This window comes from Pseudomonas sp. 5Vm1k (assembly GCF_056161485.1).
On record NZ_JBSPCZ010000011.1, the window covers coordinates 151,991 to 171,689 of the forward strand.

Here is a 19,699-nt window from a genome sequence, read left to right on the forward strand (position 1 = left end):
TATGAGTATCTGATGTTTAGCATTTTTTCCACGAAAACCTGCGCTCATAGTCTTTCCAACGGCGGTCACCTTCCATGTCCGCTGAGTCGATAACAAGAATTGGAGAGGCCTGAAATGTCGAACAACGGTTATGAATCCGGTCGCCTGAACTTGCCGTTCGTAGGGCACTGCACGTTCGCCAAATCCCCGGTGTGCACCGATTGGGATGCGCTGGATGCCGACGTGGCGATCCTCGGCGCACCCAACGACATGGGCACCCAGTGGCGCTCCGGCGCACGCTTCGGGCCACGGGGGATTCGCGAGGCATCGACGCTGTTTTCCTTTGGCCATGCCGGCGCCTACGACCACGAAGATGACGTCATGTACCTGACCGCGTCCGACGTGCGCATGGTCGACGTCGGGGATGCCGATATCGTCCACACCGACATGGTCACCAGTAACCAGAACACCGAATACGCCGTGCGCAAAATCCTCGATGCGGGCGTGATGCCGGTGGTGCTCGGCGGCGATCACTCGATTCACGCCCCGGTGATCAAGGCCTTCGAGGGCCGTGGTCCGATCCACATCATTCACTTCGATGCACACCTGGATTTCGTCGACGAGCGTCACGGCGTTCGCTACGGCCATGGCAACCCGTTGCGTCGCGCTTCGGAAATGAACCACATCGTCGGCATGACCCAGATGGGCATCCGCAACGTCTCGTCGTCCAACCGCGATGACTACGAAGCGGCCCATGCGGCAGGCTCGAAGATCCTTTCGGTGCGCGATGTCCGTCGCCTCGGCGTCGAAGGCGTGTTGGCGTTGATCCCGCAGAACATCAACTACTACATCACCATCGACATCGACGGTTTTGACCCATCCATCGCCCCGGGCACCGGTACGCCGAGCCATGGCGGCTTTCTCTATTACGAAGTGTTGGAAATCATCCAGGCCCTGGCCAAACGCAGCCAGGGCAACATCGTCGGTATGGACCTGGTGGAGGTGGCGCCGGTGTATGACCCGACCGGCATGACCTCAATCCTGGCGGCGCAACTGCTGCTCAACAGCATCGGTTTCATCTTCCACGAGCGGGCTCAGGCGCGGCAGCTCATGAGCGAAACCACCACGGCCTCGGCGTGATCTGACCGCCGCACAGAGGGCATGAACATGGACACAATCGTTAAGCAGTATTTGCAGAAATTCGGCGTCTCGGAAGCGACTCAAACCTTCCTCAGCAAAGTGCAGAAGATGTTTATTGGCGGCGCTTTTGTCGAGGCCAGCGATGGGCAAACGTCCGATGTGATCGAGCCGTCCACCGAAGGCCTGATCACCCGCATCCCAATGGGCACCACCGACGACCTGGACCGCGCCGTGCAAGCCGCCCGTGCCCAGTTCGACGGCGGCGCCTGGCGCCAGGCCAAACCGGCGGAGCGCGAACGACTGATCCAGCGGCTGGCAGACCTGATTGAACACAACGCCGCTGAATTGGCGGAGATCGAATCGATCGACATGGGCAAGTCGGTGGCGTTTGCCAAAGACGTCGATATCCAAGGCACCGTCGACACCCTGCGCTACTTCGCCGGTTGGGCCACCAAACTCCATGGCCGCACCGTCGAGCCTTCGCTGCCGGGCAATTACCTGGCCTATACCCGCAAGGAAGCGGTGGGGGTGGTTGGCGCCATCGTGCCGTGGAACTTTCCGCTGCAAACCATGGCCTGGAAGCTCGGTGCGGCGCTGGCCACTGGTTGCACCGTGGTGGTCAAACCCGCCGAACTGACTTCGCTGTCGGCCTTGCGTTTCGCCGAACTGGTGCAAGAAGCCGGGATCCCGGACGGCGTGATCAACATCGTCACCGGGCGCGGCAGCGTGGTCGGTGCGGCGATGGCCACGCACCCCGGCATCGACAAGCTGACCTTCACCGGCTCCACGCCAGTGGGTCGTACTGTCGGCCGCGCGGCACTGGATGAAATGAAGCGACTAACCCTCGAACTCGGAGGAAAATCACCGGTAATCGTCCTCGCCGATGCCGACGTGCCGGCCGCCGCCCAAGCGATTGCCAACGGCGTGTTCTTCAATTCCGGCCAGGTGTGTGATGCCGGTACGCGGGCCTATATTCATCGCAGTGTCTACGACGAGTTCCTGCGTGAACTGATCGCCTACACCCGCACGCTGAAGATCGCACCGGGGCTGGATCCAGACTGCTTTATTGGCCCGTTGGTTTCGGCGTTGCAAAAGGAGCGGGTGACCGACTACATCGAAACCGGCCGCCAGGAAGGCGCCCAACTGGTCTACGGCGGCCAGCCTGTCGAGGGCCCGGGCTTCTTTGTCGAGCCGACGATTTTTGCCCATTGCCGCAACGACATGCGCATCGTCCAGGAGGAGATTTTTGGCCCGGTGCTGGTGACCGCGCCGTTCGATGACGAAGAAGAGGCGCTGGCCCTGGCCAATGACTCGCCCTACGGCCTGGCCGCCGCGCTGTATTCCAATGACCTTGGAAAAGTGCACAGCCTGATCCCGCGATTGCGCGCCGGTTCGGTCTACGTCAATGCCCACGGCACCCTCGACCCGTCGATGCCGTTTGGTGGCTACAAGCAGTCCGGATTCGGCAAGGATTTGGGTGCGGAGCAACTTGAATACCTGCTCGAAACCAAGGCGGTCTGGATCACGCTGCCCTGAGTCAAGGTTGACTCAAACCCTGTGGGAGCGGGCGTGCTCGCGAACAGGCCGGCACATCCAACGTTGATGCCGGCTGATGCATCGCCTTCGCGAACAGGCTCGCTCCCACAGAGGCGTTCACCCGTAAGGATGCGGTTACTTCGTCATGATCTTCCAACAATAAGAGTCCATCATGAACATTAACGCCAAGTCCGCCCCGAGCGTGTCGGTCCTCGATGACAAACCCGTCGTCGAAAGCCATTCGATTGATTTCATCCCGGAGAACGAGCGCACCGACAAACTGTCGAGCCAGGGCCCATTCTGGTTCCTCGGCAATTTCACTTTCTTCACCATGACCATCGGCTTCGTAGGCCCAAGCGTCGGCCTGACGGCGCTCTGGACCACACTCGCCGGCACGCTAGGCATCATGTTCGGCACGCTGTTCATGGCGTTTCATGGCTCGCAAGGCCCACACCTCGGGCTGCCGCAAATGATCCAGTCGCGGGCGCAGTTCGGCTATCGCGGCGTGATCCTGGTGCTGCTGGCGACGTTGTTTGTGTTCGCCGGGTTCAACATCGTCAACCTGGTGTTGATGATGCAAGGGCTGCACACATTGTTCGGCTTCAACCCCGCGGTGATCGCGGTGGCGGTGACGATACCGGCGGCGGTCCTGGCGATCCTCGGCCATGACTGGATGCACCGCAGTTTCAAATGGGCGTTGTACCTGTCGCTGCCGCTTTACGGTCTGGTGACGTTAGCTGTGCTGATGGGCTGGGTGCCGGATGCGGCGATGCCGGCATTGGCGGCAGGCGAAGTGGCCCCGGCGCCACTGGGTTTCAACTGGACCGGTTTTATCGCGCAGTTCGCCGCAGCGGCAAGCTACAACATTGCCTACGCCCCTTATGTGTCCGACTACTCGCGTTACCTGCCGAAGAACACCTCCAGCGGCAAGCTGATTGCGGTGGTCTTTATCGGCGCTTCGTTGTCCGGCGCGTGGATGATTTCCGTCGGTGGCTGGCTCGCCGATCACCTGCATTCCACTGACGTGCTGGTGGCGCTCGGGCAAGTCGGCAACACCGTCTCGCCGCTAATGGGCACTGCCGTGGTGGTCATTACGATTCTGGCGTTCCTGCCGGTCATCGCGATGAACATCTACAGCGCCAAGTTGACCACGCTGACCTGCGTCGACTCCATCAAACACATCGAGCCGACCCGCAAGGCGCGGATCCTGGCGATCGGTTTTGTGATCCTGCTGCAACTGGGCGTGGCCCTGAGCATCCAGAGTTCCGGCAAAGGTTTGTCGGTGCTGGGGATCTACCTGGTGGTGATGCTGTACTTCCTGGTGCCCTGGACTTCGGTCAACCTCACCGACTACTTCTTCGTGCGCAAGGGCCGCTACGCCATCCCGCACTTCTTCATGCCCCACGGCAACATCTACGGCAGTTGGGGCCTGCGCGGTATCGCCGCGTATGCCATCGGCTTCATCTCGATGATCCCGTTCTTCTACATCTACGACGGTGTCGAACAGCGTGAAGTCTATGTCGGGCCGCTCGCCAAGGCGCTGGGCAGCATCGACATCGCCTGGCTCGTCGGGCTGATCGTTTCGGGCCTGGTCTACTACTGGTTCAGCCGCTCGATCGATCTCAAGCGCGAAGAGGTCGTGATCCAGCACATCGAGAAAACCTGCCCGCAATACACCACCGGCGACACGCTGACCAAGCACCCATTGCCCGTTTTCAACGAATCGACGGTCGGGAGATAACCATGACTACGCAAAAATACGACTACATCATTATCGGCGCCGGCTCGGCAGGTTGTGTGTTGGCCAACCGCTTGAGCGAAGACCCATCCACCTCGGTGCTGGTACTGGAATTCGGCGGCAGTGATCGCAGTGTGGTGATTCAGATGCCGAGCGCGTTTTCGATCCCGATGAATACCAAGAAATACAACTGGCGCTACGAAACCGAGCCTGAACCTTTCCTCAACGGGCGCCGTATCCATTGTCCACGCGGTAAGGTGCTGGGCGGTTCATCCTCGATCAATGGCCTGGTCTACATCCGTGGCCATGCGTATGACTTTGATGAATGGGAATCCCTTGGCGCGCAAGGCTGGGGCTATCGCAATTGCCTGCCGTACTTCAAACGGGCGGAAAACTACGAAGGCGGGGGTGACAGTTACCGTGGGCAAACCGGGCCGTTGCACACCACCAACGGCAACCACATGAAAAACCCGCTGTACGGCGCGTGGGTCGAGGCCGGTGCCGAAGCGGGCTACATCAAGACCGACGATTGCAATGGCTTTATGCAGGAAGGCTTCGGTGCGATGCACATGACGGTCAAGAATGGCGTGCGTTGCTCCACGGCCAACGCCTACCTGCGCCCGGCCATGGATCGGCCGAACCTGACGGTGGTCACCAAGGCGATGACCCGTCATATCATCCTCAAAGGCAAGCGCGCCGTGGGAATCGTCTATGACCACGAAGGCCAGACCCATGAGGTCTATTGCAACCGCGAAGTGTTGATTTCCGCAGGGCCGATCGGTTCGCCGCACCTGCTGCAACGCTCCGGTATCGGCCCGGCCGAGGTGCTGCGCAAGGCCGGGGTCGACGTCCGCCACGACCTGCCGGGTGTCGGGGAAAACCTGCAGGATCACGCCGAGGTCTACATCCAGTTCGGCTGCAAGGAACCGGTGACCCTCAACAGCAAAATGGACCCGTTGAGCAAGCTGTTGATCGGTCTGCGCTGGCTGTTGTTCAAGGACGGGCTTGGCGCCACCAACCATTTCGAGGCCGGTGGTTTTATCCGCTCCGAAAAGGGTTTGCGCTGGCCGGACATTCAGTTCCACTTTCTGCCGGCAGCCATGCGCTACGACGGCAACAAACCGATCAAGGGCCACGGCTTCATGGTCCTAACCGGGCCGAACAAGCCAAAGAGTCGCGGCTATGTGCGCATTCGCTCGGCCGACCCGTACGAGCATCCGCAGATTCAATTCAACTACCTGCAACGGGAAGAGGATCGCGAAGGGTTTCGCCGCTGTATCCGCCTGACCCGGGAGATCATCGGCCAACCGGCAATGGACCGCTTCCGCGACGGCGAGATCGCACCGGGGCCATTGGTCAACAGCGATGAGGAGATCGACGCGTTCGTGCGTGAAAACCTCGAGAGCACCTACCATCCCTGTGGCTCGTGCCGCATGGGTGAGGACGACAGGGCGGTGGTCGACTCTGAGCTGCGGGTGCATGGCATCGCCGGGTTGCGGGTGATTGACTCGTCGGTGTTCCCGACTGAGCCGAATGGCAACCTCAATGCGCCGACCATCATGCTGGCCGAGCGGGCCTCTGATCTGGTGCGCGGGCGCAAGATGCTGCCGGCGTCGGAAGCGGCGGTGGGGCGTGTTGAGGATTGGGAGACGAGTCAGCGGACCTCGTTGCCGGCGCGGAACGTGCGGGTGTGATTCAACTCAAGGTCACTTGAGAACATTGTCCTTGAGGAGAAAGAACTTACTTGTGGCGAGGGAGCTTGCTCCCGCTGGACTGCACAGCAGGCCCCTGCTTTTTTGGATAGAGCGGGGCCGCTTCGCAGCCCAGCGGGAGCAAGCTCCCTCGCCACAAGTTCGGTGTCAGGCTTGATTGACGGGTATCAGCGTGCTGGAAGATCCCATTTTTCACGCAACTGCGCGTATTCAGCTTCGGGCAACTGAACCAGCAACGGCTCCTGTCGCGGGTCCAGCCAACTGAACAACTTCGCAATGTCCGCCGGGTCCATGGCCGTGCAGCCCACCGTCGGCGAAGTCGGCCCCCGCCAGATATGGAAGAAAATGCACGACCCCGCACCCGCAGACGCTGGCGTGTTGTGCTCGATGAAAATGCCGTTGCGGTACATGTCATCGTCACGTCGCATCTGTTCGGAGCTGTTCCAGTCCTTGGTCACCGTGGTTCCGTCGACCAGTTCGTTGTAGCGCTTGGACTGGCTATCATCCACGCATTCAATGGTCGAGGTCAGCGGCTGGTAGGGCAGTCGGGTGTCGGCGGTATTGGCGTAGCCGAAGGCTGTGCCCAGTTTGAAAATCCCCGCCGGTGCCTTGCCGTCGCCTTCACGTTTGACCGGTCCTGCACGTTGCTCAACAACCGTCAGGCCCTTGCCCCAGGCCAGTCCGCTTTTACCGACCATCACCGCAAACGGCTCACCGACTTTTTGAAAGCTTGGCCCATGACGCTCATAGCGCTGGGCGGTACCCTGGATGTCGGTCCAGTTTTTGGTGGTGACGATGATTAACTGATGACTGCTGCTGAGTTCCATCGGGGTAATGGGAAAATCCATGACCTGATTCAACGCCGGATTGCCGGTGTAGGTGAAGTGCCACCACTCTTTCGAATAGCCGACAAACCCTTCTTTTTCCATGGCGCTGGTGAGTCGCTGGCGATTGGCTTTGGCGGTCGCGTTGATCGCCGTGCTGTCGGCGTGTGCCGGCTCGTCGAAGCAGTCGAAACCGGTGCCCATGTCCAGCGCGCCGTCGTGCCAGCGCTGGCCATACGGGGCGGTGCAATCGACTTGCCTGGCCGAGGGTGAGCCAGTGGCGGCGGGCAGGGCATTCGGGCCCGTCAGGGTGAGGTCCATCGTGCTGCCTTTGGAATGCCCCGAGACTCGGGCCACATACCCCAGGTGCCAGAAGTCTTGCTTGTCCACGCGAGGATAGAATTCGGCTTTGGTCGGATCGCCCGGCACCTTGGCGAAATTGCCCATATCGGCGACCGCACGGGCGGGCCGATAACAGTCGAATACTTTCAATCCGTAGCCTTGCGACTTCAGCGCGGTTTGGACACGGGCCAGGGCCTTAGCCGCGTCTACTGATAAAAGGCACTCGGGCGCCTCGTAACCGTCGAGCGGGTGGCCGGTGAAGTTGTGGGCCGTGGCGTAGCGGATGTCTTGCTCAATGCTTGGGTCGATCGAGCGCAAGTAGACCATGTGCTCGGGCCGGGTTTCGGCGTGAGTCACGCCAGACACGACGAGGCCCAGGCATAAGATCGGAAGGTAAATTGCACACATGCGAGCCAGCCCTTCGGCTTTCGGTGGCCTCAACATCAATCGCGCGGTGGTTCTGTGCATGGTCCGGTCAGTCCTTGTCGGAGCGGCATTATTTTTTCGGCGCTTTACCGCTGCTGGGGATGTGCAGGTAAGCCATCACGCTTTCAGTCAGCTCGGTCGCCAGTTTCACCGCTTCTTTATTGCGCGCCATCACGCCAGCGACCAGGCCTTCGATCAACGCGAGCACCGCGATGTTGGAACTGGTCAACACCGGGTGATCAGCCGGGGCAAACAGCGTGTGTTCGGCGATGCTGGTGAGCGGCGAAGCAGGGGAGTCGGTGATCGCCAGCACCGAGGCGCCACGCTCGTTGGCGAAACGCGCCAGTTGCAGGGTGTCGAGGGAGTAACGCGGCAGGGAGATCGCCAGCAACACATCTTGATCGGTGATCGCCGCCAGGCGGTAGGCGGCGTTTTCGTTGCCGCCTTCCATGCTGATCGCGGTGGCATCGGCGCAGAACGGCATCAGGGTCGAGGCGGCGAGGCCAGCGAAGTAGACGCTGTTGCCAAAGCCGAGGATGTAGATCTTGCGCGCCGTGGTCAGGCGGGTGACGAACGCTTCAAAGGTGTCGGCATGGTTGTTGGTCGCGGCCGTGGCGAGGTTGCTGCTGGCGCTCTGGATTTGCTCATGCAGGCCAAACGCGCCGCCCGGACGGTGGGCCAGTTCGTTACGCAGTTTGTCCACCGGGGACACCATCTGCTGCAACGTCGCCACCAGTTCGGCCTTCATCCCGGTGTAGCCGCCCAGGTCCAGGGCCTTGGCCAAGCGATTGACCGCCGCGGGCGAGGTCGAGGTTTCGTGGGCCATCTCTTCGATGGTTAACGTCGCCGCGCGCAACGGATGACGCAGGATAAAATCCGCGACCTTGCGCAGTGATGGCGGCAACTCGGCAACGATTTCCGCGAGTTTGCGCATGACCGGCGCGGCATAGACCGTGGTGTTTTTCGATGAAGTCGGCATGTGCGGCTCAACAGATCCTGAGGGCATAAGGTTGGCTGGAGTGTATCCGAAGCCAACCGTCGGTGCGCTGCGCGGGTGTGCCTGACTATTTCAGGCTCCCGGACAAAAACTGCTGCAGGCGTTCGGACTGCGGATTGACCAGTACTTCACGCGGGTCGCCGCGCTCTTCGACCTGGCCTTTGTGCAGGAACACCAATTGGTTCGACACCTCCCGGGCGAAGCCCATTTCGTGGGTGACGACCACCATGGTCCGGCCTTCCAAGGCCAGGTCTTGCATGACTTTGAGCACTTCGCCGACCAATTCCGGGTCGAGGGCCGAGGTCGGTTCGTCGAACAGCATCACCTCCGGCTCCATCGCCAGCGCCCGGGCAATCGCCACGCGCTGCTGTTCGCCGCCGGACATGTGCGCGGGCCACGCATCCTTGCGATGGGCCACGCCGACTTTGTTCAGGTAATGCTCGGCTTTTTCCCGTGCCTCTTTCTTGCCGATGCCTAGCACATGCACCGGGGCTTCCATGACGTTTTCCAGGGCGCTCATGTGCGACCACAGGTTGAAATGCTGGAACACCATCGACAGCCGCGAACGCATGCGTTGCAACTGTTTCGGCTCTGCAGCCTTGAGCCCGCCGAGTTTGTTGGTCACCAGTTTCAGCGGTTCGCCGTTGAGTACGATGTTGCCGGCGTTGGGTTGTTCCAGCAGGTTGATGCAACGCAGGAAGGTGCTTTTGCCGGAGCCGCTGGAGCCGATGATGCTGATCACATCGCCGGCCTTCGCTTCCAAGGACACGCCCTTAAGCACTTCGTGGCTGCCGTAGCTTTTGTGCAGGTTCTGGATTTCAAGTTTGTACATGCTGTTCACTCTTCTGGCATCAGTCGCTGAGCAAGCGACCCTGGCGAATAAGGCGGGTGCCGGCGACTTTGGCCAGCCACAAACCGGGTTGGGCAAAGCGCAGACGCTCCCGGGCATAAAGGATGCCGTCGGTGCTGGCGCGCACGATGCTGTGGCGATCGGTCAGCGGATCCAGCACTTCAAACAGTGGATCGCCGACCCGGACCCGCGCGCCCAGTGGTTGCAGAAAACTCACCACGCCGGGGTGTGGCGCATAGGCGTACTGCGCGCCGGCAAACGGTGTTGCTTCACAGCAACTCGGTGGCGCGTCCGGCCAGTCACCGCTGATCAGACCTTGTTCGGCGAGGTAACCGAGAATGGCTTCGGCGCTGTCGATGCATTGCTCGCGCTCGGTGTCGGCCATGCCCCGCAGTTCGATGGTGGTAGCGGCACACGCCAGCGCTATGTTGGCTTCGGGAAACAGCTCGGCCAAGCGTAACCAGGGAAACGCGCAGGCTTCGTCGAAGGCACTGCCGCCGGCATCTTCAGCGAGCAACGCGGCGCCGGCACCGAGTCGGGCGGCCAATGAACGCAGGCGCGGCCAGTTTTGCGGCATGGCGTAAAGCAACATGATCGACTCGAAATCGCAGTGCAGGTCCAGCACCACATCGGCGTCACACGCATGCTCCAGCAGCAGTCGGCGCAGGCCATCGAGTTCTGACGTCGCGGGCGGCATGTCGGCGAGGACATCGGTCATGGCGCGGCGGATCAGCGCGGTGTTGACGTCGGCGTCGTCGCCCAGTTGACCGTTCACCAGCGCGGCGACGGCTTCGGTCAGTTCGGGGAAGTCGCGGTTAAAATTCTTGCCACTGTTGAATTCGAAGCGACCTTGGTGGGTGGCCTGGAACATCTGGGCGATGCCGATCGGATTGGCCATTGGCACCAACTCGATTGTCCCGTTCAGCCGACCTTGTTCTTCCAGCACCCGCAAGCGGCGCTTGAGCTCCACCGCCACACGCATGCCTGGCAACTCATCGGCATGCAACGAGGCCTGGATGTATGCCTTGCGCGATCCACTGCCAAAGCGAAACAGCGACAGGCGCCGTTCCGTGCCAGAAGCACTCCACGGCAACAGGTATTCAATGTGTTCCATAAACGCTCCTTAGTGCTTGCGCGGTGCCAGGTATGCCAGCCAACGGCGCTCGGCCAGCTTGAACAGACGCACCAGAATGAAGGTCAGGGCCAGGTAGATCAGGCCGGCGGTGATGAACGCCTCGAACGGCAGGTAGAACCGCGAACTGACTGTCCGCGCGGCGCCAGTGATGTCCACCAGAGTGACGATCGATGCGAGGCTGGTGGTTTGCAGCATCATCAGCACTTCGTTGCTGTACTGCGGTAACGCCCGGCGCAGGGCCGACGGCAGCAGGATTCGTCGGTACAAAGTGAAGCGCGACATGCCCATGGCCTTGGCCGCTTCGATCTCGCCGTGGGCCGTGGATTTCAGGCTGCCGGCCAGCAGTTCCGCGCTGTAGGCACTGGTGTTGATCGCAAAGGCCAGGCAGGCGCAGAAAGTTGCACTGGAGAGGTACGGCCAGAGCGCGCTTTCACGCACCGCAGCGAACTGCGCCAGGCCGTAATAGATCAGGAACAATTGCACCAGCATCGGCGTGCCGCGAATCACGTAGGTGTAGAGCCACGCCGGGAAGTTGATCAGCGGCGAGCGGGACACGCGCATCAGCGCTAATGGGATCGCCAGCACCAGGCCGAACGCCAGGGAAATCAGCAGCACTTTGAGGGTCAACAGGGCACCGCTGAAATACAGCGGCAGGTTTTCCCAGATCAGGTTGTAGTCGAGCATCTTGGATAGCTCCCGATCACAATTCGGCGGCTTTGATGCCGACCGAATAGTGTTTTTCCAGATAGCGCAGCACCAGCAACGACAGGCTGGTGAGCATCAGGTACAGCGCCGCCACCGCGAGGAAAAAGGTGAACGGCTCATGGGTCGCGTCCGCGGCGTTCTTGGCCTTGAACATCATGTCCTGCAGGCCGATCACCGAAATCAGTGCGGTGGATTTGGTCAACACCAACCAGTTGTTGGTGAACCCCGGAATGGCGAAACGGATCATCTGCGGCACCAGGATTCGCCAGAACACTTGCGCGCCGCTCATGCCATACGCCATGCCGGCTTCGGCCTGACCTTTGGGAATCGCCATGAAGGCACCGCGAAAGGTCTCCGAGAGATAGGCACCAAAAATGAAGCCCATGGTGCAGACGCCGGCGATGAAAGGATTGATGTCGATGTAGTGGGTGTAACCGAGCGCGAGGGCGATGCGGTTCACCAGATCCTGGCCGCCGTAGAAGATCAGCAGGATCAGCACCAGGTCGGGAATGCCGCGAATCAGGGTGGTGTAGCTTTCGCCGAGCATGGCCAGCCATTTGAGCGGCGACAAGCGAAACGCTGCACCGATCAGGCCGAGGGCAATCGCCATGGCCATGGAGGTCAAAGCCAGGTTGATGGTCAGCCAGGCGCCATCGAGAATGCTCGATCCGTAGCCGTGAAGCATGATGAAGTTCCTCAAAAAACGCGCGAGACAATGCCCAAATCAGCGCCCGCAAGGGCCGGCGCCGGGGTGTCGGATAGGGGGGTTACTCGCCGTAGATATCGAACGCGAAGTACTTGGCCATGACTTGCTGGTACTTGCCGTTGCTGCGGATCGCGTCAATCGCGGTGTTGAGGCGCGCAACGGTCACGCTGTCACCTTTGCGCACTGCGATCCCGGCGCCACGACCGAAGTATTTCGGGTCGTTGATGTCCGGCCCGACCAGGGCAAAACCGTTGCCTGCCGGGGTTTTGATAAAGCTCTCGTCGGTATTGACGATGTCGGCGAGGGTGGCGTCCAGACGACCCGAGGCGAGGTCGAGGAACGCTTCGTTCTGTGAGCCGTAGCGCACAACGTTAACCCCGGCTTTTTCAAGTTGCTCGGTGGCGAAACGGTCGTAGGTCGAAGAGCGTTGCACCCCGACTTTCTTGCCCTTGAGATCCACCAGTGGGTCGTTTATCACGTTGCCGGTCTTCATCGCGAACTTGCCCGGCGTGTGGTAGTACTTTTTGCTGAAGTCGACCGACTTCATGCGGTCTTCGGTGATCGACATCGACGACAGCACCGCATCGATCTTGCGCACTTTGAGCGACGGGATCATGCCGTCGAACTCCTGAATCACCCACTCGCATTTGACCTTCATTTCTTCGCACAGCGCATTGCCGATGTCGTAGTCGAAACCACTGACGTTGCCCTCCGGAGTTTTGTAGGAGAAGGGTGGGTAAGCGGCTTCTATACCGATGCGCAGGCTGTCTTCGTCGGCGTGGGCCATGAAGCTTGCGGCGCACAGGGCCAGGGCGCCTAGGAATGCTGTCTTGTTCATATTGTTGACTCCTTGGAGGGGCGGTTCGGGTGGTTTTGGTGTGGCTATAAATGACACGTAAAATTTCATAAATCAATACAGTGAAAATAAACATGTCAAAATGGGGCGTAAAAAAAGCCTCGATTGATTCGTGGCCTATTGTTCGCAGGCGTCTTGCCTGAGGGTTTCAGCCGAATGAGGAGGTGCTGAATACCGTCAGTCGGATCACCCGCTAACGAGCTTTTTTATCGCTCCTCAGCATATTTTTAATAATTTTCCTCTGCAGAGGGATGTCGCACTATCGAGCCACACCCAGCGTGGTTCGGCTCTCCCGGATGAAGGCCGTTGCTCATAACGATGTAGGTCCCATGAGGCCAGCACGATGGAACTGTTATTGGTCTCTGGCCAGCACTGCCCGGCTTTACCCTAATTTTAAAAAAACAGCTGCGGGAGCGTTCCATGTCTTTAACCTTACGTACATGTATCCCTTTTTCCCTGGCCCTGTTGTGCACTGGCGTGTTCGCCGCGCCGCAGGATTTGACCGTCATTTCATTTGGCGGCGTCACCAAGCAGGCCCAGGACAAGGCCTACTTCCAACCCTTCAACGCCAGCGGTGCCGGACGCATCGTCGCCGGTGAATACAATGGCGAGTTGTCGAAAATCAAGGCGATGGTCGATGTCGGCCATACCAGTTGGGACGTGGTCGAGGTCGAAAGTCCGGAGCTGTTGCGGGGCTGTGATGCCGGTTTATTCGAGAAGCTCGACCCGGCCAGTTTTGGCGACCAGAGCCAGTTCGTGCCGGGGACGTTTACCGAATGCGGCGTGGCCACTTACGTCTGGTCGATGGTCATGGCGTTCGACCAGAACAAGCTGACCAAGACGCCGTCCTCGTGGGCGGATTTCTGGAACGTCAACGACTTCCCGGGCAAGCGCGGCCTGCGCAAAGGCGCGAAGTACACCCTGGAAATCGCCCTGCTGGCCGATGGCGTCGCGCCGGATCAACTCTACAAAGTGCTGAACACGCCCGAAGGTGTGAGCCGCGCCTTTGCCAAGCTCGACAAGATCAAGTCGAACATCCAGTGGTGGGAGGCTGGCGCTCAACCGGCGCAGTGGCTGATTGCCGGTGACGTGGTGATGAGCGCCGCCTACAACGGCCGCATCGCCTCGGCGCAGAAAGAGGGCATGAACCTGAGCATCGTCTGGCCGCAAAGCCTCTACGACCCGGAATACTGGGCCGTGGTCAAAGGCACGCCGAACAAGGCCCTGGCCGAACGATTCATCGCGTTTGCCAGCCAGCCGCAGACCCAGAAAGTGTTCTCGGAAAACATCCCTTACGGCCCGGTTCACCGCCAGGCGCTGGCACTGCTGCCTCAGCAAGTGCAGCAGCAATTACCGACGGCTGACGCCAACATGGCCAAGGCCCGGGCGGTGGATGCGGAATTCTGGGTGGATCATGGCGAGGAGCTGGAAGAGCGCTTTAATGCGTGGGCGGCTCGTTAACTCCGTCGTTAACCTATGGCGAGCAAACTTACTGTGGCGAGGGGGTTTACCCCCGTTGGGTCGCGAAGCGGCCCCCGCTTTTAAGGGGACTGCTGCGCAGTCCAACGGGGGTAAACCCCCTCGCCACAGGTTCAGTGTTATGCCTGACGCGCCACCAACCGCAACGCACTCGCCACACTACCCACCGCCGCAAATCCCGCACCAATGCTCAGCGCCAACACCGGGCCATGGGTGCCTGACATCCCGAAGCTCAACGCCACCAACGCCGCGCCAGTCGCCTGGCCGATCAGTCGGGCCATGGCGATGGTGCCGCTGGCGCCGCTGCTGCGTTCCCTGGGCGCGCTGGTCATTAGGGCTTTCTGGTTGGGGGCCTGGAAGAATCCGAAGCCGATGCCACAGATGATCATGCGAATCACGATCCCGATGGCGCTCGGATCACTCGGCATGATCGCCAGGGACACCATGCCCGCGCTGAGAATGGCTAAGCCAATCCCTCCCAGCAGACCGGGCGGATAGGTGTCGGACAGACGCCCGGCAAAGGGCGCGATGAGCGCTACGACGATGGACCATGGCGTCATCAGAAAACCGGTCTGGATCGGGTCGCGTCCCAGGGTCGTTTCGAAGAAGAAGGGCAACGAGACGAACGCCAGGCCTTGCGTAGCGAAGGAACAGAACGCAGTGAGCGTGGAGAGGGCAAACATCGGGCGCTTGAGCAGGTCGAGGGGGAACATCGGCGCCGGATGCCCGGCTTCGCGGCGCAGCATAAAAGCGCCTGCGACCAGGAACACCGCCAGGGCGATCAACACGCTGCTCATCGAGCCCAACTGTGCGGCCTGGCTCAGCGCGAAAATCAGCGCACCGAAAGTGATGACATTGAGCACGGCGGTCAACCGGTCAAACACTACGGCTTTGGGTTGGCTGGCCGGCAAGGAACTCCAGGCGAAGGTCAGGGCGAACAAACCCAGGGGCAGGTTGATCGCAAACAGCCAGGGCCAATTGGCCACCGACAGCACCAGCGAGGCGATAGTCGGGCCGGCGGCGAAGCAGGTGCCGACCACCAGCGCGTTCAACCCAAGGCCGCGGCCCATGCGTTCCGGCGGGAAGATCATACCGATCAACGCGGCATTCACGCTCATGATCGCACTGGCCCCGACGCCTTGGAGGACGCGGGCCACGGTCAGGGTCGGCAGCGACCACGCCAGCGCACACAACCCCGACGCCACCACGAACAGGATGATGCCGCCGAGGAACACTTTGCGGTGCCCGATGATCCCGCCCAGCGCGGCAAACGGCAGTAACGTGGCCACGGCCGCCAGTTGATAGGCGTTGATGATCCAGACCGACGCGGCGGGGGAGGCGTTAAGGTCCGCCGCAATGGTGGGCAGCGCCGTGTTGGCGATGGCGGTGTCGAGTACCGCCAGGGCAATCGACACCAGAATCGCCACCAGCCCGCGCAGTTCGCGGGGGGTGAGTTTGCCGGATGCGACGGTGGGCAGTTGGGAGGCGGGTTGAGTCATCCGTTGCGACCGCCCAGGACAAGGACTGAAAGACTGATCATGCTGATTCCCCGTGTGCAGGCGTTGCGCAAGGGCCTCACTCTACCTAAATCGGTAGACGGTCCGCGACCCTCACTTACTTGGCCCCGAACAGCATCGTCCAGTAAACGCCCTCGTCGCTGCGCGCATCCGTGGCAAAGGCTGCGCCGACCTGGGTGAACATCGGGTTCATCAGGTTGGCGCAGTGTCCGGGGCTGGCGAGCCAGCCGGCCATCGCCTTGCTTGGTGAGCCCTGGCCGGCGGCGATGTTCTCGCCAATCTGCCGGCCACGGTAGCCGGCGGCCCTGGCACGGTCTGCGGGCATTTCGCCGTCCGGGTCCTGATGCGCGAAGTAATTGCCGTAGGCCATGGCCTTGCTGTGGCCCTGTGCGGCGGCACCCAGCGCGGCATTCCAGCTCAGTGGCCGAGCGGCGGCGAAGCGCTGACGACCACACATGCGTGGTCTCGCCCGTGCCGCGTTGACCTCGGCCAGCAACGTTTTGCTCGCTGCTCGGCTGTCGCTCATCTGACTGTCGAGCACCGGCCGCGCCAGTACCACTTGCCATTCGCTGCGGGCGCGACTGATGCCGATGTCGGCGTACTGCGCATCGAGCAGCGCGCCGCAGTAGTTGTTCTGCAGCATGTCGAAGGCGTCTTCGGCATCTTGCGCGCCGACCAGGCGGATGGTCCGCACGGTCACCGCTTGATAACCGTTCTGCTTCAACCCTTCGCGCAACGCACCGCCATAACCGACCGGCAAGGCCAGGTTCGACTTCAGCGCCAGGGGCTTCAAGGCTTGGACCGGACGTATCGAACAGCGACGGGGGTGGGCGCGGAAGTCGTTGATGTCCGACACCAGTTGCCGTTCTTCACTGGCATGGGCGGGCAGCGCGAACAGGGGAAACAATGAAACAAGGCCGAGCGAAACAACGCGAAAGGACACGAAGGGGTGGCGCATGGGGCGAACGGCTCTGAGGAAATACGACCATGGGACTGAGGCTGCGCTTGCCACCTGGGTGGGCGAGCACATTTCAGGGCAGGTCTAAGACTGCGGGTTTTGAATCTGGTTCATGGCGTGATTGTTTTTTTGGAAGTGCGCAAAAAGTTGCGCACTTGTATTGGATTTCTCTTCGGATAATTCGCTGTAAGCCACGCCGTTAAAGGCTTACAGCCAAGTGCGCAAACCGATGGTGCCCCCGGCTGCACCGTTCACTACCTCTTCGAACCCGGCTGCTTCGTCCCGGTCGCCCAAGCCGTGCGCCACGCACCGATCAATCTGCTGGGCCAACCGGATCACAGCGGCGAGTACAGCCTCGACGACGATCCGTTGTGGAATCACAAGGCCACGGCCTCAGCGTTTGATGCGCTGGCCTGGTATCAGTGCGATCACCTGGGCACACCGCAGGAGCTGACCGATCCACAAGGCAACATGGCCTTGACCGCACAGTACAAGGCGTGGGGGCAGGTGACAGAGCAGCGCCGACCTTAAGGTAAATCAATGGCCGGCGTTGGCCATAAAGTCAGCTGTCCGCTATGCAAGGGAATATGAAAACCGCCTGCGGCGCCAGCTTGATTGCAAGCGGCCCGAAAGAAGCTGTCATCAACTGATACCCACCACCTGAAAACTCGCCCCGCATCGGCTGTTCAGTCTCGAGCCTCGATCAACAACCGCTCAATTTGCGCCAACTCCCAAGTACTGAGCAAACTCACCGGGTCGGTGCCGTAACGTTGCCAGGTATCGAGCACACCCTCGCGACCGTCCGGGGTCTTGCAGCTTTGGCAGTGCCGCAGATGGTTACCATCAAGGTCGAGGGTCAGGCGCCAACCCTCGATATCGATGTTCATGTGGCCAGTCGCACCGGGTGCGTCGAGGCGCAGCAGAGGGCGAATGCCCAGGGCGGCATCGCGCAATACCTGACAGACCTCGCGGGCGGTCAGGGCAGGGTGGTGAGTGGTCATTCCCCGTCTTTCGTCGATTTGATGACATTGCTGCGCAACCGCACGATCGCTTTCTGCAATTGCGTGAACTCGTCCTGCGTCAGGCCCGTGGTATCGGCGCCCAATTGCGGCTGGTCCTTGCGTAAATCGTGACCGGCCTGCGTCAGGTTGATCCGCACTTGGCGCTCGTCCTCGGGATCGCGTTGGCGCTGGAGGTAGCCCATGGCTTCGAGCTTCTTCAGGATGGGGGTGAGGGTGTTCGATTCCAGAAACAGCTTTTCACCGAGGCTGCCGACGGTCTGATTGTCTGCCTCCCACAGCGCAACAATAGTGATGTATTGCGTGTAGGTCAGCCCGACTCGTTCGAGCACCGGTTTGTAGGCTTTGCCGAACGCCAGGTTGGTGGAATAGACCGCGAAACACAGGAAGTCGGAGAGTTTCAGATCGGCGGGGTTAAATTTGTCGGTGGGTTCCATGTGCATCCTCTTTGGCCAGTTTTATGGCTTGAATGCGTGAAATATACATCGTGTGCGATGGTGTCGGAAATGCTCAAATTTAGCGCGAACGTCAGCGGTGGGCGATCGGTTCGACGAGCAGGGCAGCGTCGAACCGGCCACACGAGGTATTACGCGGTGAGAACGTTCAGGGCCACGTCGATGTTGCCTCGCGTTGCTTTCGAGTACGGGCAGATTTGGTCGGCGGTGTGCGCCAGTGTTGTTGCCACGTCGTGTGCCAGGCCTGGCACCCGCAGCGTCAACCGCGCCTGGAGGAAGTAGGCCGGGCCGGTCTGACCCAGGTCGACTTCGATATCCACGGAGAAGTCCGACGGCAACACCACATTCATTTCACCAGCCACCAGGCCGACGGCAGCGGTGTAGCAGGCTGACCACGCGCCGGCGAACAGTTGCTCGGCGGCCGGGTGCGGTTGAGTGCCTGCGAACACGTGTGCCGGTTTCGCGTTGCCGGGCGACGAGAGCTGGATGTCGACGTTGCCGTTATGGCCACGGGCGGTGCTGCCAGCGCTGCTCAGGGTGGTGTGGGTTTTGCCGGTGGCCAGTACTTTTTCAATCTTGCTCATGGTGAGTTCTCAACGTCTCGGTGGTTGTGTTCGCATGCGCTTGTATCGCATGCGACATATAGGGAGCTTTTAAGATGTCAGTTGTTATCCAAGCTGCTCAAGGCATCACGCCGTGAGTACGTTCAGGGCTACGTCGATGTTGCCTTTGATCGCTTTCGAGTACGGGCAGATGCTGTCGGCGGCGTGCACCAGTGCGTTGGCGGTGTCTTCTGACAAACCTGGCACGCGCAGGGTCAAGCGAGCCTGGAGGAAGTAGGCCTGGCCGGTCTGGCCCAGATCGACTTCGATGTCGACAGCGTGATCGGCCGGCAACTCGACATTCAGTTGCTTGGCGGCGAGGCCGACAGCGGCGATGAAGCAGGCAGACCAGGCGCCGGAGAACAGTTGCTCGGCGGTCGGGTGCGGTTGGATGGCAGTGAACACGTGGGCCGGTTGGGTACTGCCGGGCGAAGAGAGCTGGATGTCGACGCTGCCGTTATGGCCACGGGCGGTGGTGCCAGCGCTGCTCAGGGTGGTGTGGGTTTTGCCGCTGGCCAGGACTTTTTCGATCTTGCTCATGGGATGAATCCTCAAAATTGCATTAGGGGTGATTTTGTTATCGTGTGCGTTTATATCGCATCCGATGGAATAATATTCCTCCAGATGCAGAGGTGTGTCAACAGGGAATTTGGGGCCTCGCCGACGAGCGGTAAATCGGCGTTTCCGGATCAATGCTCGAACAGCCCGACGATGGCGCTGTAA

The 19,699-nt window shown here is 60.7% G+C and carries 19 protein-coding genes and 1 pseudogene; 7 read left to right on the plus strand and 13 right to left on the minus strand.

Annotated elements, in window-relative coordinates; genetic code table 11:
• Positions 1-114: 114 nt before the first annotated feature.
• The 4 genes from speB (at position 115) to betA (ending at position 6,087) form a co-directional block, all read left to right on the plus strand.
• The gene (speB, locus tag ACWIKB_RS21650) at positions 115-1,119 is read left to right on the plus strand and encodes an agmatinase (RefSeq protein ID WP_475269292.1); all 1,005 of its coding nucleotides are present in this window, start codon (positions 115-117) and stop codon (positions 1,117-1,119) included.
• 27 nt (positions 1,120-1,146) lie between these two features.
• Positions 1,147-2,655: an aldehyde dehydrogenase family protein gene (locus ACWIKB_RS21655; protein WP_475269293.1), complete on the plus strand. Its 1,509-nt coding sequence runs from the start codon at positions 1,147-1,149 to the stop codon at positions 2,653-2,655.
• A gap of 172 nt (positions 2,656-2,827) precedes the next feature.
• Positions 2,828-4,396, plus strand: a complete 1,569-nt coding sequence (locus tag ACWIKB_RS21660; protein ID WP_475269295.1) for a purine-cytosine permease family protein — start codon at positions 2,828-2,830, stop codon at positions 4,394-4,396.
• Between the two features lie 2 nt (positions 4,397-4,398).
• Positions 4,399-6,087, plus strand: a complete 1,689-nt coding sequence (gene betA, locus ACWIKB_RS21665) for a choline dehydrogenase (RefSeq protein WP_475269296.1) — start codon at positions 4,399-4,401, stop codon at positions 6,085-6,087.
• Positions 6,088-6,272: 185 nt separating this feature from the next.
• On the opposite strand, the gene ACWIKB_RS21670 is transcribed toward betA, so the two are convergent.
• The 7 genes from ACWIKB_RS21670 to ACWIKB_RS21700 form a co-directional block, all read right to left on the minus strand.
• Positions 6,273-7,679, minus strand: coding sequence for a M15 family metallopeptidase (locus ACWIKB_RS21670; RefSeq protein WP_475269394.1), 1,407 nt, complete (start codon positions 7,677-7,679; stop codon positions 6,273-6,275).
• 88 nt (positions 7,680-7,767) lie between these two features.
• Positions 7,768-8,676, minus strand: coding sequence for a MurR/RpiR family transcriptional regulator (locus ACWIKB_RS21675; RefSeq protein WP_475269297.1), 909 nt, complete (start codon positions 8,674-8,676; stop codon positions 7,768-7,770).
• Between the two features lie 85 nt (positions 8,677-8,761).
• Entirely contained in the window at positions 8,762-9,526 is a 765-nt protein-coding gene (locus tag ACWIKB_RS21680; protein ID WP_475269298.1) for an ABC transporter ATP-binding protein, read from the minus strand.
• Positions 9,527-9,545: 19 nt separating this feature from the next.
• Positions 9,546-10,658, minus strand: a complete 1,113-nt coding sequence (locus tag ACWIKB_RS21685; protein ID WP_475269300.1) for a succinylglutamate desuccinylase/aspartoacylase family protein — start codon at positions 10,656-10,658, stop codon at positions 9,546-9,548.
• Between the two features lie 9 nt (positions 10,659-10,667).
• Positions 10,668-11,363: an ABC transporter permease gene (locus ACWIKB_RS21690; protein WP_475269301.1), complete on the minus strand. Its 696-nt coding sequence runs from the start codon at positions 11,361-11,363 to the stop codon at positions 10,668-10,670.
• Positions 11,364-11,379: 16 nt separating this feature from the next.
• Complete coding sequence (locus ACWIKB_RS21695) at positions 11,380-12,069, minus strand: ABC transporter permease (RefSeq protein WP_475269302.1); 690 nt, start codon at positions 12,067-12,069, stop codon at positions 11,380-11,382.
• Between the two features lie 82 nt (positions 12,070-12,151).
• Positions 12,152-12,928 carry an ABC transporter substrate-binding protein gene (locus ACWIKB_RS21700; RefSeq protein ID WP_475269303.1) on the minus strand — a complete coding sequence of 259 codons (777 nt, stop codon included), beginning with the start codon at positions 12,926-12,928 and terminating at the stop codon, positions 12,152-12,154.
• A 438-nt stretch (positions 12,929-13,366) separates the two neighbouring features.
• Between ACWIKB_RS21700 and ACWIKB_RS21705 the strand changes: the two genes are divergently transcribed.
• A complete protein-coding gene (locus ACWIKB_RS21705; protein ID WP_475269304.1) occupies positions 13,367-14,407 on the plus strand; it encodes an ABC transporter substrate-binding protein in 1,041 nt (346 codons plus the stop codon).
• Between the two features lie 137 nt (positions 14,408-14,544).
• Here the strand turns inward: ACWIKB_RS21705 and ACWIKB_RS21710 are convergent, their stop codons facing one another.
• Together ACWIKB_RS21710 and ACWIKB_RS21715 are read right to left on the minus strand one after the other, a co-directional pair.
• Positions 14,545-15,924: an MFS transporter gene (locus ACWIKB_RS21710; RefSeq protein ID WP_475269305.1), complete on the minus strand. Its 1,380-nt coding sequence runs from the start codon at positions 15,922-15,924 to the stop codon at positions 14,545-14,547.
• Between the two features lie 115 nt (positions 15,925-16,039).
• Positions 16,040-16,900 carry a CAP domain-containing protein gene (locus tag ACWIKB_RS21715; RefSeq protein WP_475269306.1) on the minus strand — a complete coding sequence of 287 codons (861 nt, stop codon included), beginning with the start codon at positions 16,898-16,900 and terminating at the stop codon, positions 16,040-16,042.
• 297 nt (positions 16,901-17,197) lie between these two features.
• On the opposite strand from ACWIKB_RS21715, the gene ACWIKB_RS21720 reads away from it, so the two are divergent.
• Both ACWIKB_RS21720 and ACWIKB_RS21725 read left to right on the plus strand, forming a co-directional pair.
• A complete protein-coding gene (locus ACWIKB_RS21720) occupies positions 17,198-17,431 on the plus strand; it encodes an RHS domain-containing protein (RefSeq protein WP_475269307.1) in 234 nt (77 codons plus the stop codon).
• Positions 17,432-17,550: pseudogene (locus ACWIKB_RS21725) on the plus strand (PAAR domain-containing protein); the annotation flags it as partial.
• Between the two features lie 36 nt (positions 17,551-17,586).
• Here the strand turns inward: ACWIKB_RS21725 and ACWIKB_RS21730 are convergent.
• The 4 genes from ACWIKB_RS21730 to ACWIKB_RS21745 all read right to left on the minus strand — a co-directional run bounded on the left by ACWIKB_RS21730 (position 17,587) and on the right by ACWIKB_RS21745 (position 19,516).
• The gene (locus tag ACWIKB_RS21730; protein WP_475269308.1) at positions 17,587-17,901 is read right to left on the minus strand and encodes a DUF7693 family protein; all 315 of its coding nucleotides are present in this window, start codon (positions 17,899-17,901) and stop codon (positions 17,587-17,589) included.
• Complete coding sequence (locus ACWIKB_RS21735; protein WP_475269309.1) at positions 17,898-18,356, minus strand: MarR family winged helix-turn-helix transcriptional regulator; 459 nt, start codon at positions 18,354-18,356, stop codon at positions 17,898-17,900. Before ACWIKB_RS21735 ends, ACWIKB_RS21730 begins: the two co-directional genes overlap by 4 nt.
• A 149-nt stretch (positions 18,357-18,505) precedes the next feature.
• Positions 18,506-18,958 (minus strand): Ohr family peroxiredoxin, encoded by a 453-nt coding sequence (locus ACWIKB_RS21740; RefSeq protein WP_475269310.1) that lies wholly within the window; start codon positions 18,956-18,958, stop codon positions 18,506-18,508.
• A 105-nt stretch (positions 18,959-19,063) separates the two neighbouring features.
• Positions 19,064-19,516: an Ohr family peroxiredoxin gene (locus tag ACWIKB_RS21745; protein ID WP_475269311.1), complete on the minus strand. Its 453-nt coding sequence runs from the start codon at positions 19,514-19,516 to the stop codon at positions 19,064-19,066.
• Between the last annotated feature and the right edge of the window lie 183 nt (positions 19,517-19,699).